13 protein-coding genes are annotated in these 13,923 nt (G+C 62.2%); 3 read left to right on the forward strand and 10 right to left on the reverse strand.

Going from position 1 to position 13,923, the window contains the following annotated elements; genetic code table 11:
* Positions 1-10 precede the first annotated feature (10 nt).
* Positions 11-2,677: an alanine--tRNA ligase gene (gene alaS / locus A3A9_RS0101405; protein WP_027057197.1), complete on the reverse strand. Its 2,667-nt coding sequence runs from the start codon at positions 2,675-2,677 to the stop codon at positions 11-13.
* Positions 2,678-3,041: 364 nt separating this feature from the next.
* Positions 3,042-4,145 (reverse strand): recombinase RecA, encoded by a 1,104-nt coding sequence (gene recA / locus A3A9_RS0101410; RefSeq protein ID WP_023669117.1) that lies wholly within the window; start codon positions 4,143-4,145, stop codon positions 3,042-3,044.
* Between the two features lie 282 nt (positions 4,146-4,427).
* On the opposite strand from recA, the gene A3A9_RS0101415 reads away from it, so the two are divergent.
* Together A3A9_RS0101415 and A3A9_RS0101420 are read left to right on the forward strand one after the other, a co-directional pair.
* A complete protein-coding gene (locus A3A9_RS0101415) occupies positions 4,428-5,372 on the forward strand; it encodes a carbohydrate kinase family protein (protein ID WP_027057198.1) in 945 nt (314 codons plus the stop codon).
* Positions 5,373-5,447: 75 nt separating this feature from the next.
* Entirely contained in the window at positions 5,448-6,365 is a 918-nt protein-coding gene (locus tag A3A9_RS0101420; protein ID WP_027057199.1) for a pseudouridine-5'-phosphate glycosidase, read from the forward strand.
* Positions 6,366-6,576: 211 nt separating this feature from the next.
* Here A3A9_RS0101420 and A3A9_RS0101425 read toward each other — a convergent pair whose 3' ends face one another.
* Entirely contained in the window at positions 6,577-6,900 is a 324-nt protein-coding gene (locus A3A9_RS0101425; protein WP_027057200.1) for a TfoX/Sxy family protein, read from the reverse strand.
* Positions 6,901-6,991: 91 nt separating this feature from the next.
* Between A3A9_RS0101425 and A3A9_RS0101430 the strand changes: the two genes are divergently transcribed.
* A complete protein-coding gene (locus A3A9_RS0101430; protein WP_027057201.1) occupies positions 6,992-7,489 on the forward strand; it encodes a GFA family protein in 498 nt (165 codons plus the stop codon).
* A 166-nt stretch (positions 7,490-7,655) separates the two neighbouring features.
* Here A3A9_RS0101430 and sufA read toward each other — a convergent pair whose 3' ends face one another.
* From sufA to sufB, 7 genes are all read right to left on the reverse strand, one after another.
* A complete protein-coding gene (gene sufA, locus A3A9_RS0101435; protein ID WP_027057202.1) occupies positions 7,656-8,036 on the reverse strand; it encodes a Fe-S cluster assembly scaffold SufA in 381 nt (126 codons plus the stop codon).
* A gap of 184 nt (positions 8,037-8,220) precedes the next feature.
* Positions 8,221-8,613: an SUF system Fe-S cluster assembly protein gene (locus A3A9_RS0101440; protein ID WP_027057203.1), complete on the reverse strand. Its 393-nt coding sequence runs from the start codon at positions 8,611-8,613 to the stop codon at positions 8,221-8,223.
* 21 nt (positions 8,614-8,634) lie between these two features.
* On the reverse strand, positions 8,635-9,876 hold the full coding sequence (locus A3A9_RS0101445) for a cysteine desulfurase (protein WP_027057204.1): 1,242 nt from the start codon (positions 9,874-9,876) through the stop codon (positions 8,635-8,637).
* Between the two features lie 113 nt (positions 9,877-9,989).
* Complete coding sequence (gene sufD / locus A3A9_RS0101450; protein WP_051370722.1) at positions 9,990-11,258, reverse strand: Fe-S cluster assembly protein SufD; 1,269 nt, start codon at positions 11,256-11,258, stop codon at positions 9,990-9,992.
* A gap of 25 nt (positions 11,259-11,283) precedes the next feature.
* The gene (sufC, locus tag A3A9_RS0101455; protein ID WP_027057206.1) at positions 11,284-12,039 is read right to left on the reverse strand and encodes a Fe-S cluster assembly ATPase SufC; all 756 of its coding nucleotides are present in this window, start codon (positions 12,037-12,039) and stop codon (positions 11,284-11,286) included.
* Complete coding sequence (locus A3A9_RS0101460; protein WP_152536037.1) at positions 12,032-12,319, reverse strand: hypothetical protein; 288 nt, start codon at positions 12,317-12,319, stop codon at positions 12,032-12,034. Before A3A9_RS0101460 ends, sufC begins: the two co-directional genes overlap by 8 nt.
* 5 nt (positions 12,320-12,324) lie before the next feature.
* Positions 12,325-13,842, reverse strand: a complete 1,518-nt coding sequence (gene sufB, locus A3A9_RS0101465) for a Fe-S cluster assembly protein SufB (protein ID WP_027057208.1) — start codon at positions 13,840-13,842, stop codon at positions 12,325-12,327.
* Positions 13,843-13,923: the final 81 nt, after the last annotated feature.

Below are 13,923 nucleotides of genomic sequence, written 5' to 3' on the forward strand. Positions count from 1 at the left end.
GCGGTGACTTTCAGGCTGCCTCCAGCGCGGCCTTAACCGCGGCGATCGCATCATTGGCCTTCGAGGCATCCGGGCCACCGGCCTGCGCCATGTCAGGCCTTCCGCCACCGCCCTGCCCGCCCAACGCGGCCGACGCCACGCGCACCAGATCGACCGCGCTGAAGCGGCCGACGAGGTCGTCGGTGACAGCGACAACGACACTTGCCTTGTTGTCTTCGCCAGCGCCGACGAAGACGACAACGCCCGAGCCGAGCGAGGTCTTGCCGGCATCGGCCAGCGGCTTCAGATCCTTCGGCGAGACGCCCGATACTGCCTTGCCGAGGAAACCGACACCGGCGACGATCTCGTTCTCGGCTGGTGCGCCGGCAGCGGCACCGCCGCCAAGCGCAAGCTTCTTGCGCGCTTCGGTCAATTCCTTCTCGAGCTTCTTGCGCTCCTCGAGCAGCGTCTCGACACGCGCCGGTACGTCGGCGGGCGAGATCTTCAGCACGGCTGCCGTCGCTTTCAGACGCCTGTCCTGCTCATCGAGATATTTTCGTGCGGCTTCGCCGGTCAGCGCCTCGATGCGGCGCACGCCGGCGGCGACCGCGCTGTCAGAGACGACACGTACCAGGCCGATATCGCCAGTTGCCCTGACATGGGTGCCGCCGCAGAGCTCAACCGAATAGGGCCGGTTTGCCTTGGCGCCATGCAGCCCCGTGCCCATCGACACGACGCGCACCTCGTCGCCATACTTCTCGCCAAACAGCGCCATGGCGCCCTCGGCGATGGCATCGTCGACCGACATCAGGCGCGTCGTCACCGGGCTGTTCTGCACGACGATTTCATTCGCCATGCGCTCGACCTCTTCGAGATCCTCGGCTGAGATCGGTTTGTTGTGCGAGATGTCGAAACGCAGGCGCTCTGGCGCCACCAGCGAGCCCTTCTGCGCGACATGGGTGCCCAGCACCTCGCGCAGCGCCTCATGGATCAGATGCGTCGCGGAATGGTTGGCACGTAGCCTCGCGCGCCGCGCGTGATCGACCTTCAATTCTACAGCGGCGCCCGTCTTGACCGTGCCGCTCGTCACCTTGCCGAGGTGCACGAACAGCCCATCGGCCTTCTTTTGCGTGTCCGAAATCTCGATCGAGAAGCCTTCGCCCGAGATGACACCGGTGTCGCCCATCTGGCCGCCGGATTCGCCATAGAACGGCGTCTGGTTGACGACGACAGCGACCGCGTCGCCCTTGCCGGCGCTGTCGACGGTCTTGCCGTCCTTGACCAGCGCCTGGACGAGGCCTTCCGCAGCTTCAGTCTCGTAACCGAGGAACTCGGTGGCACCAGCCTTTTCGCGGACCGAGAACCAGACTGTTTCGGTAGCGGCCTCGCCGGACCCCGTCCAATGCTTGCGCGCCTCGGCCTTCTGCTGCTCCATCGCATTGGTGAAGCCGGCAAGATCGACCGAGATGTTGCGCTGACGCAGAGCGTCCTGCGTCAGGTCGAGCGGGAAGCCATAGGTGTCATAGAGCTTGAAGGCCGTCTCGCCATCCAGCATGTCGCCGGCGTTGAGCGTTTCCGTCGCCTCGGAGAGCAGGCCGAGGCCGCGCACCAGCGTCTTGCGGAACCTGGTCTCCTCAAGCTTCAGCGTCTCGGTGATCAACTGTTCGCCGCGCAGCAGTTCGGGATAGGCCTGGCCCATCTCGCGCACCAGCGCCGGCACCAGCTTCCACATCAGCGGCTCGCTCGCACCTAGCAACTGCGCGTGGCGCATGGCGCGGCGCATGATGCGGCGCAGCACGTAGCCGCGGCCTTCGTTCGACGGCAAGACACCGTCGGCGACCAGGAAAGAAGATGAACGCAGGTGATCCGCCATGACGCGGTAGGACGCCACAGTGTCCGCATCCGGAGCGCGCCCGAGCGCGGAGGACGCGGCATCGATCAGGTGGCGGAACAGATCGGTTTCGAAGACGCTTTCCACCCCCTGCAGGATGGACGCCATGCGCTCCAGGCCCATGCCGGTGTCGATGGACGGGCGCGGCAGGTCGACGCGCTCTTCCTTCGTCACCTGTTCATACTGCATGAACACCAGGTTCCAGAATTCGAGGAAGCGGTCGCCATCCTCTTCCGGGCTGCCGGGAGGCCCACCCCAAATGTGCTCGCCACGGTCGATGAAGATCTCAGAGCAGGGTCCGCAAGGACCGGTGTCGCCCATCGCCCAGAAATTGTCCGATGTCGCGATGCGAATGATGCGGTCGTCAGAGAAACCGGCGATTTTCTTCCAGAAGCCGGCCGCCTCGTCGTCGGTGTGATAGACGGTGACCAGCAGCTTGTCCTTCTTCAGCCCGAACTCCTTGGTGATCAGGTTCCAGGCAAGCTCGATGGCGCGCTCCTTGAAGTAATCGCCGAACGAGAAATTGCCGAGCATCTCGAAGAAGGTCAGGTGGCGCGCGGTGTAGCCGACATTGTCGAGGTCGTTGTGCTTGCCGCCGGCGCGAACGCTTTTCTGGGCAGTTGTGGCACGTGAATAGGACCGCTTCTCCAGGCCGGTGAAGACGTTCTTGAACTGCACCATGCCGGCATTGGTGAACATCAGCGTCGGGTCATTGCGCGGCACCAGCGGGCTCGAGGCCACGACCTCGTGGCCCTCCTTGCGGAAATAGTCGAGAAAGGTCGACCGGATCTCGTTCACGCCACTCATGAGTGCTGCCTTTTCGAAGAAAACCGCCGGCTAACCGGCGGAACTGGGTTCTGCTTTTCCAGAGATAGACTTGGCCTTTTAGCGGCCATGCTTCACCCTGTCCAGAAACACGGAATTGGGCCAATCCAATGCATGTCGCCCAACAGTGACCTTGGTTTTGGGAGAACGACATGCATGAGAACAAAGACTTGAAGCGCGTCGTGTGAATCCGTTTCGACGCGACGCGCTTCAGCAGCCTTGCGGTCCCCCAAAAACAAAAAACCGCCGGCTCGAAGGCCGGCGGCTTGAAACGCGATACTACGGAACTCAGTTACTTAAGCGTCGGGCGATAGACTGGATTTATGGCCGAACTCTGGCCATTTCCTTACATTGCGCCGGATTCTTCCTCGAAGCCATCGTCGCTTTCACCGCGCTCAGGGCCGCCATTTTCGAGAAATTTCTCGGCGATCAGACCGGCATTCTGCCTGAGCGCCAGTTCGATTTCGCGTGCCGTATCGGGATTGTCGCGCAGGAACAGTTTTGCATTCTCGCGACCCTGGCCGAGACGCTGCGAATTGTAGGAGAACCAGGCGCCCGACTTCTCGACCACGCCGGCCTTGACCCCGAGATCGACCAGTTCGCCGGTCTTGGACACGCCCTCTCCATACATGATGTCGAACTCGACAACCTTGAAGGGCGGCGCCAGCTTGTTCTTGACCACCTTGACGCGGGTCTGGTTGCCGACGACCTCGTCGCGGTCCTTGACCGAGCCGATGCGGCGGATGTCGAGGCGAACCGAAGCGTAGAATTTCAGCGCATTGCCGCCCGTCGTGGTTTCGGGCGAGCCGAACATGACGCCGATCTTCATGCGGATCTGGTTGATGAAGATGACCATGGTGTTGGAGCGCGAGATCGAGGCGGTCAGCTTGCGCAGCGCCTGGCTCATCAGGCGAGCCTGAAGACCAGGCAACGAATCGCCCATCTCGCCCTCGATTTCGGCGCGCGGCGTCAGTGCCGCGACCGAATCGACCACCAGCACGTCGATGGCGCCGGAGCGCACCAGCGTATCGCAGATTTCCAGCGCCTGTTCGCCGGTGTCGGGCTGCGAGATCAGCAGGTTTTCAAGGTCGACGCCAAGCTTGCGGGCATAGACCGGATCAAGCGCGTGTTCGGCATCGACGAAGGCGCAGATGCCGCCCTTCTTCTGGGCTTCCGCCACGGTGTGCAGGGCCAGTGTCGTCTTGCCGGAGCTTTCCGGCCCATAGATTTCGACGATGCGTCCGCGCGGCAGGCCACCGACGCCAAGCGCGATGTCGAGGCCAAGCGAGCCGGTCGGCACCGTTTCAATCTCGACGACCTGCTCGTTGGCGCCGAGCCGCATGATCGAGCCCTTGCCGAAAGCCCGCTCGATTTGCGACAGAGCCGCATCCAGAGCCTTTGATTTGTCCACTGCCTTGTCCTCTACAAGCCGCAAAGAATTCTGAGCCATGATACATCACCCCTTGGTCGTCAATGAAGGCCGGACAATTCGTAATCCCTGCCATTTTGTACCTTTTTTGTTCTCATTTGGCAAGAGGCACCAACCAATTGAAAAACAAGTAATATCCCGATTTGTTCTTTTTTCGTACCAGGACATCGAGCAGGATGCCCCTTTGCGTTGGGCCAGAGGGCTTGGCTGTTTCGATCCGCCGAATCGCCTCCCCTGCATGCGAAGCTCCGTCGCAGACCCTAGCGCTTGTGCGATGGGAATAACAAAGGTCATATCGCCGGCATGGTGAAATCCGCAAAAATACTGGCCGTGGGCGGCGCTCATATCGACCGGCGTGGCCAGGTGTCCGGTGCTTACGTGCCGGCTGCCTCCAATCCCGGCACGATGCGCGAGGATGTCGGCGGCGGCGTCTTCAATGCGCTGCGCAGCACGGTGCGGCGAGGCGTCTCGGGCTCGCTGATGTCGATGCGCGGCGGCGACGCCTCGGCCGAGACGGTTTCGCGCGCCATCGCCGAGGCCGGCATTGCCGATCTGTCGGCGGTGTTCCTCGACCGCACGACGCCGAGCTACACCGCGCTGATCGACAGCGAGGGCGAACTCATCACCGGCTTTGCCGACATGGCGCTCTACGACCTGGCGTTTCCCAAACAACTCAGGCGGTCCAAGGTCCGCGAGGCGATCGCCGATGCCGATGCCATCCTGTGCGACGCCAATCTGCCGACCTCGGCGCTGGAGCGGCTGGTCGGGCTTGCCGCTGGCAAGCCCGTATACGCCATTGCGATTTCGCCGGCCAAGGTGGTGCGGCTGATACCGGTGCTCGGGGCGCTGGCGCTGGTCTTCATGAACTGGCGAGAAGCAATGGCGCTGGCCGGCGTCCACGCGAATGCCACGCCACGCGAGATGGTCGACGGCTTGAGGTGCAGCGGCCTGAAATGCGGCCTGGTGACGGCGGGCGGCGCGCCGGTGTTGGGCTTCGATGCATCTGGCGCCTTCTCGGTCATGCCGCCTGCCCCCAGAAAAATTGCCGACGTCACCGGCGCCGGCGACGCACTGGCGGGAGCGACGGTCGCAGCCCTGCTGCGAGACGTACCGCTGCGCGAGGCCTTGCGCGAAGGCGTTGCCGCGGCGACGTTGGCCATCGAAAGCGCCAGCGCTGTCCCCGATTTCACCGCGGCGCGCTTCGCTGAAGCGCTGGCCCTTGTGCCGGAGGCTCGGGAAGTGGCATGAGACCGGCGAATTCATAATGCCGCGATGTTGCCGAGCCTCCCGATGGATGCGTCGCAACGCGCGTTGGAGATCCAGATGACGCCAGAGACCGCCCGCCCCTTCATCGACATCCACGCGCCGGTAGCGCAAGCCCTGGCCGCGGGACGACCGGTGGTGGCGCTGGAAAGCACCATCATCACCCATGGCATGCCCTACCCCGACAATGGCGCCATGGCGGCCAATGTCGAAAAGATCATCGGCGACGGCGGTGCCGTGCCGGCGACGATCGCCGTGGTTGGCGGCCGCATCAAGATCGGCCTTTCCGACGGAGAGCGCGAATCGCTCGCCATGACGGGTGACGCGATGAAGCTGTCGCGCGCTGATCTCGGCTTCGCCGTGGCGCAAGGCCGCACCGGCGGCACCACGGTCGCCGCCACGATGATCGCGGCGCATATGGTCGGCATAAAAGTGTTCGCGACCGGTGGCATTGGCGGCGTCCACAAGGGCGCGGAAAAGAGTTTTGATATCTCCGCCGACCTCGATGAACTTGCGCGCACGCCGGTCATCGTCGTCTCGGCCGGCGCCAAGGCCATTCTTGATATCGAAAAAACGCTGGAGGTGCTGGAAACCCGCGGCGTGCCGGTGATCGGCCATGGCTGCGAGACGATGCCGGCCTTCTGGTCGCGGCAGTCGCCGTTCCGCGCACCGCTGACCCTGCACACGCCGGAAGACATCGCGCATTTCTACCAGACCAGGGCTGCGCTGGGGCTCGGCGGCGGCGTGCTGGTTGCCAATCCGGTGCCGGAAAACCACGAAATCCCGGCCGAAGAGATGGCCGGCTATATCGCGGCCGCGCAGAAGGCAGCCGAGGCGCTCAATGTGACCGGCAAGGCGGTGACGCCGTTTCTGCTGGGAAAAATCCTGGAATTGACCGGTGGCCGCAGCCTGAAGACAAACATCGCGCTGGTGGAGAACAATGCTCGGCTGGCGGCGGAGATTGCGAAGGCGCTTTAGGGGCTGCGCGGCCAGGGCCCCCTCACCCGGATTGCCAACACCGAATTACCTGGAGCAATTCGGGGCAATCCGACCTCTCCCCGAGGGGGGAGAGGAGCGCGCCGGCGCCGATGCCTGTCTCTTCTCCCCAGCGGGGAGAAGGTGGCCGCGAAGCGGCCGGATGAGGGGGCGGCCTCGACGTGCCCTTCGTGGCCGTCAACAACGGATCAAATCACTTCCCCACCCTTCGCCCCGCCTCATAGGCCCGCTGCGCCCAGACCGCCATCTCATCTGGATCATCAAACGCGTCATCCGGAACACTCCAGTAAGGCATGGCGACCAGTTTGCCGTGGCGCGTGCCGGTATAGGTCCATTGCTGGCAACCGGCGGCTTCGAAGTCGGGTATGCTGTGCTCGTCGGCCTTGAGCAGCAATTCGCCGCGCAGCACGATGGCGACGATGACGCCGTCGAAATAGATGCCCTTGCCGCCGAACAGTCTGCGGATGCTGACCGGGCCGAGGCCGGCGAACAGTTCGGCGATGCGTTCATTGTCCATGCCGCGATCATGTCATCGCGCCCAGGACTTGTCATCGCCGCAACCAAAGCCATGCTGACGGGTTGAGAGAAAAACATCGGAGCTTCCCAACATGCCGCTTCTGCTTAAGGGGTCCTGTCGCTGTAACGCCGTGCGTTTCGAGGTGGAAAGCCACACGCCGGTGCCGTTCATGCTCTGCTACTGCTCGATCTGCCGCAAGCAGCAGGGCGGCGGTGGCTTCGCCATCAATCTCGGCGCCGACTACGAAACGCTGAACATCAGGGGCAAGCGTAGCCTCGGCGTCTTTCGAGCCGAGATCGAGGACGACGAGCATCCCTATTGCGAGGTCTCGACCGGCGAGCGGAATTTCTGCCGCAAATGCGGCTCGGCGCTCTGGCTTTACGACCCGACCTGGCCGGAGCTGGTGCATCCCTTCGCCTCTGCGATCGACAGCGACCTGCCGAAACCGCCTGAAAAAGTACATCTGATGCTGAAATACAAGGCGAACTGGGTCGAGCCCGATATCGGCAAGGGTGACAAGACGTTTGATGTCTATCCTGAAGAATCGATCGCGGACTGGCACAAGCGGACGGGAATGTGGGTGGAATAGTGTTCTTCCGTCGCAGGCAGATGAGGGGCTGCGCTGACATTTGAGAGGCTGGCGCTGCCCCTCATCCGGCCCTTCGGGCCGTTCGTCATTCGAAAAGCCAAGCAATTGGCTTTTCGCCCGCCGCGCGGACCATTCCTCACCTCCCCGTAAACGGGGCGAAGGAAGATCAGGCCGAGGCGCGTGCCTCTGCCAGTGCCTTGAGATCGGCGGGCTTCAGTTCGACGGATTCGCCGCAGCCGCAGGCCGAACTCTGGTTCGGGTTGTGGAAGGTGAAGCCGGTGCGCAGCGTCGTCTGCTCGAAATCCATCTCGGTTCCAAACAGGAAAAGGGCTGCTTCCGGCGCGACATAGACATGGGCGCCGTCGCGCTCGATATGGTCGTCCTTGGTGTTGGGCTCGATCACCAGGTCGACCGTGTATTCCATGCCGGCACAGCCGCCCTTCTTGATGCCAAGGCGGATGCCATGCGCGTTGTCACGCGTGGCAACGATCTCGCGCACCCGGTCGGCGGCCTTTTCGGTCATCGTGATGACGGCAAAGCGTCCCATTCTCTTTCCTTCTCCATTCCATACAGGTTCAAGGCCTGCCGAATGATTCCTCACCTAAAATGGTGAAGTTTTACCACTGGCGCAAGTGCGCCAACCTCTGCTTGCCTAATGCGTGACCCGCTTTAGTCTTTTGCTTTATGCATGTCGGTGTCCCAAAACCGAGGTCACTTTTGGGCGACATGCATCAGTACCAACCCACCGCCACCTGTGCCTCTTCCGACATGCGGTCGGCCGACCACGGTGGATCGAAGGTCATGTTGACCTCGACGCCGGACACGCCTTCGACGGCGCCGACGGCATTTTCCACCCAGCCGGGCATTTCGCCGGCTACCGGGCAGCCTGGGGCTGTCAGCGTCATGTCGATCTTGACCGAGCGGTTGTCCTCGATGTCGATCTTGTAGATGAGGCCAAGCTCGTAGATGTCGGCCGGGATTTCCGGGTCGTAGACGGTCTTCAGCGCCGAGACGATGTCGTCGGTCAGCCGTGCCAGTTCGTCGGCTGGAATGGCTGATCCCGACACCAGCGCGTTGGGCGCTGTTTCCGGAGCGGTCTCAGTGGCAATGCTTGCATCATCCATGGTCGTCATCCAAAGAAATCTTCACCCGAAGAATTTGCGCGCTTTTTCAAGCGCCTCGGCCAAAGCGTCGACTTCGGCCCTGGTATTATACATGCCGAACGATGCCCTGCATGTGGAGGTTACGCCAAAGCGTTTCAACAGCGGCTGGGCACAATGGGTGCCCGCCCGCACAGCGACACCTTGCCTGTCTATCACCATCGACACGTCATGGGCATGAATGCCTTGCAGTTCGAACGAGATGATGGCGCCCTTGCCAGGCGCATCGCCAAAGATACGCAGCGAGTTGATGGCGCGCAGCCGCTCATGCGCATAGGTCTTGAGGTCTTCCTCATGCGCCGCGATGCGCTCGCGGCCGATCTTTTCCATATAGTCGAGCGCCGCGCCCAGTCCAATCGCCTGGACGATCGGCGGCGTGCCGGCCTCGAAGCGATGCGGCGGCTCGTTGTAGGTGACGATGTCTTCCGTCACCTCTTCGATCATCTCGCCGCCGCCCATGAACGGACGCATACCGGCGAGAATGTCCTTCTTGCCGTAGAGCACGCCGATGCCCGAGGGACCGTAGACCTTGTGGCCGGTAAAGACGAAGAAATCGCAGTCGAGGTCCTGGACGTCGATCGGCATATGCACGGCGCTCTGGCTGCCGTCGACCAGCACCGGAATGCCGCGGGCATGCGCGATGCGCACGATCTCCTTGATCGGCGTCACCGTGCCCAGCGCATTCGACATCTGCGTGATGGCGACGAGCTTGGTGCGGTCGGTCAGCCGCTTCTCGAATTCCTCGATGTGGAAGACGCCGAGATCGTCGACCGGCACCCAGACCAGCTTGGCGCCCTGACGCTCGCGGATGAAATGCCAGGGCACGATGTTGGAGTGGTGTTCCATGATCGACAGCACGATCTCATCGCCCTCGCCGATATTGGGCATGCCATAGCCATAGGCAACCGTGTTGATCGCCGCCGTCGTGTTCGAGGTGAAGATGATGTTGTCGGTGCTCGGCGCATTGAGGAAGCGGCGCACCGTTTCACGGGCCTTCTCATAAGCGTCGGTCGCGGCATTCGAAAGGAAATGCAGGCCGCGATGAACGTTGGCGTATTCCTGGCTGTAGGCGTGCTGGATGGTATCGAGCACCACCTGCGGCTTCTGCGCCGAGGCGCCATTGTCGAGATAGACCAGTGGCTTGCCGTAGACTTCGCGCGACAGGATCGGGAAGTCGCGGCGGATCGCCTCGACGTCGTAGGGGATGTTTTCGACTTTCTGGTCCATCATCTGTCTTTCAATGCCCGGTTCAGCGTCTGCCGGCCCTCCGCTATGGCTCCGGGCGTTCGTCGCTCAAAAAGCCAAATCGTTGGCTTTTTGCCGGCTACGCCGACCGCTCCTCACCCATGCGTCACAAACCATTCGTCGAGCTTCGCTTCCAGCGCCTCGACTATGACCTCGTCGTCCAGCTCCTCGATCACCTCGGCGACGAAGGCCTTGACCAGCAGGCCTCGGGCCGACTTCTCATCGACGCCGCGCGCCATCAGGTAGAAAAGATGGTCGTGGTCGATCTCGGTGACCGTCGCGCCATGGCCGCAGACCACGTCGTCAGCAAAGATTTCGAGCTCAGGCTTGGTCGAGAACTCACCATCATCCGACAGCAGCAGCGTGTTGCAGGCCATCTTGGCGTTGGTCTTCTGCGCATACTGATGAACGTTGATACGGCCCTGGAAAACGCCGCGCGCCTTGCCTGTCACCACATTGCGTATGACTTCCGTCGACGTCGTGTGCGGCACGGCATGGTCGAGCACCATGGTCACATCGGTGTGGGTGTCGCCGGCCAGAAGGTTGATGCCGCGCAGTTTGAAATCACCGCCTTCGCCTGTCGTCCTGATCATGATCTCCTGGCGCACGAGCTTGCCGCCAGCGTTCATGACAAAAAGCGTCAGTTTGGCGTTCTTGCCGATATCGGCCTTGAACTGCGCCAGATACGTCGCCGTTTCCGGCTGTTCCTGCACGATCAGCCACGTCACCTCGGCGCCCTCGCCTAGCACGAGCTGGCTGACCGAACTGACCAGAGCAGCACCTTCCCCGGTCTGGCGCTCGACAATAACAGCCTTGGCTCCGGCGCCAACGCGCACCGGCAGGCGCACATGGGTCTGGCCGCCGGCTTGCAGGTTCTGCAGTTCGAGGGGCTTATCCAGCTCGGTGCCATCGGCGATGTCGACAAAGTAGCCATCGGCGACGAAAGCGGTGTTCAGCGCGCCGATCGCATCGTCGCTGCCATAGGGATCGAGCCCCGGCGCGATGCTGCCGTCGGTCAGCTTTTCCGACAGGCGCTGGACGGTGACGCCGTCAACAGCCGGCGTCTTCGCGTCGGATTTGCCGTTCAGGATCGGCAGAACGGCAGAACCTTCGACGATCGGTGCTACGGCCTTGGCGACGGCGGACGGATCAAAGTCCGGCACCACGTTCAACAGCCGGCGCAGGTCCGTATAGTGCCAGGATTCGATGCGCCGCGTCGGCAGGCCGTGCTTGATCGCCTCGATCGCGTCGTCGCGCTTCAGCATGACAGCGCCATCGCCCGGCAGCAGCGACAGCCGGTCACCGAACGCGTCGATCAACGCGGTTTCGGCGGGTGTCCGCTGCGGTTGTGTGTGCATATTCATCAGTTTGACCTTGCCTTCTGGCATCTCACGCGGCTTCGCCGATCACGCCGGCATAGCCATTGGCTTCGAGGTCGAGCGCCAGCGACTTGTCGCCGGACTTGATGACCTGGCCCTTGTAGAGCACGTGCACGCTATCAGGCACGATGTGTTCGAGCAGCCGCTGGTAGTGGGTGATCACCAGGAAGGCCCTGTCGGGCGCACGCAGCGCGTTGACGCCGTCGGACACGATCTTCAGCGCATCGATGTCGAGGCCGGAATCGGTCTCGTCGAGCACACACAGCTTCGGCTCCAAAAGCTTCATCTGCAGGATCTCGGCGCGCTTCTTCTCGCCACCGGAGAAGCCGACATTGAGCGGCCGCTTCAGCATCGCCATGTCCATGCTGAGCGACGCGGCGGCTTCCTTCACCCGCTTCAGGAATTCCGGGATCTTCAGCGGGTCCTCGCCACGCGCCTTGCGCTGCTCGTTCATAGCGACCTTCAGGAATTCCATGGTCGCGACGCCCGGTATCTCCATCGGGTACTGGAAGGCGAGGAAGATGCCTGACGTGGCTCGCTCGGCCGGATCCATTTCGAGGATCGAATGGCCGTTGTAGAGGATGTCGCCCTCGGTGACCTCATAGTCCTCGCGGCCGGCGAGGATGTAGGACAGCGTCGACTTGCCGGAGCCGTTCGGGCCCATGATGGCGGCAACCTCGCCGGCTTTCACCGTCAGGTTCAGGCCGCGGATGATTTCGGTGCCGTCATCGACGATGCGGGCGTGCAGGTTCTTGATCTCAAGCATTGTTCTTTTCTCTGAAATAGTCGTCGTAAGTGATCGAATAGTCGGTGTGCCGGCGCTGTAGCGCCTTGAACCACCAGAAGGACAGGCCGAAGCCGATGGCAAAGACGGCGATGCCGACATAGAGATTGACGAAGGCGGCCAAAAGGATGCCGGCGAAGGCCGTCACGACAGTCGCGCCGGCGTATTTCGCCATGGCGATGTTGCCCTCGCGACGGACGGCCCAAAGCCGCCGCCAGCGGACGGCAAACCAGATTTCTTCTCTGGGCAGCCCGCTCGCCATGGTCACTAGCCTACCGAGCCTTCCAGCGAGATGCCAATGAGCTTTTGCGCTTCGACGGCAAACTCCATCGGCAGTTGCTGGATGACGTCCTTGACGAAGCCGTTGACGATCAGCGCGATGGCTTGTTCCTCGGGAATGCCGCGCTGCATGACGTAGAACTTCTGGTCCTCGGAAATCTTCGACGTCGTGGCTTCATGCTCGAACTGCGCCGTCGAGTTCTTGGCTTCCATGTAAGGCACGGTGTGCGCGCCACACTGGTCGCCGATCAGCAGCGAGTCGCAGTTGGTGAAGTTGCGCGCATTGGCCGCCTTGCGATGCGCCGAGACCTGGCCGCGATAGGTGTTCTGCGAGAAGCCGGCGGCGATGCCCTTGGAGATGATGCGGCTCGACGTGTTCTTGCCGAGATGGATCATCTTGGTGCCTGAGTCGACCTGCTGATAACCGTTCGAGACGGCGATCGAATAGAATTCGCCCTGGGAATCGTCGCCGCGTAGGATGCAGCTCGGGTACTTCCAGGTGATGGCCGAGCCGGTCTCGACCTGCGTCCACGAGATCTTCGAGCGGTCGCCACGGCAGTCGCCGCGCTTGGTGACGAAATTGTAGATGCCGCCCTTGCCCTCGGCGTCGCCGGGGTACCAGTTCTGCACCGTCGAATATTTGATCTCGGCATCGTCGAGCGCCACCAGTTCGACGACAGCAGCATGCAACTGGTTCTCGTCGCGTTGCGGCGCCGTGCAACCTTCGAGATAGGAAACGTAAGCCCCCTCCTCCGCGATGATCAACGTGCGCTCGAACTGGCCGGTGTTCTTCTCGTTCATGCGGAAATAGGTCGACAGCTCCATCGGGCAGCGCACGCCCTTGGGCACGAAGACGAAGGAGCCGTCGGTGAACACAGCCGAATTCAGCGTCGCATAGTAATTGTCGGAGGTCGGCACGACCGAGCCGAGATACTTCTTCACCAGTTCCGGATGCTCGCGAATGGCTTCCGAGATCGAGCAGAAGATGACGCCGGCCTGCGCCAGCTCCTTCTTGAAAGTGGTGACGACGGAGACGGAATCGAACACCGCGTCGACAGCGACACGGCCCGACTTGTAGACGTTGTCGCTCGGCTCCTCGAGATCAGAGGCATCCGTCTTCTGCACGCCGGCCAGGATTTCCTGTTCCCGCAGCGGAATGCCGAGCTTCTCGTAGACCTTCAAGAGTTCGGGATCGACATCGCTGAGCGATGACGGACCGGGCGTGCTCTTCGGCGCCGCGTAGAAGTAGATGTCCTGGAAATCGATCTTGGGATAGTGGACGCGCGCCCAGGTCGGCTCTTCCAGCGTCAGCCAGCGCCGATAGGCTTCCAGGCGCCATTCCAGCATCCAGGACGGTTCGTCCTTCTTGGCCGAAATGAAACGGATGATGTCTTCGCTCAGGCCTTTGGGGGCCTTGTCGACGGCGATCTCGGTCTCGAAGCCGTATTTGTATTGGTCGACGTCGATCTTTCGGACCCGATCGATCGTGTCCTGCACAGCAGGCATATGCGTTCTCCATCCACGCCGGGGTCAAGGCCCGACAGTTTTCAAACTATGGCACCGCCGAAATGAATGCCCAGGGCATTC

This window comes from Mesorhizobium loti CJ3sym (assembly GCF_000472785.1).
Lineage (GTDB): Bacteria > Pseudomonadota > Alphaproteobacteria > Rhizobiales > Rhizobiaceae > Mesorhizobium > Mesorhizobium loti_E.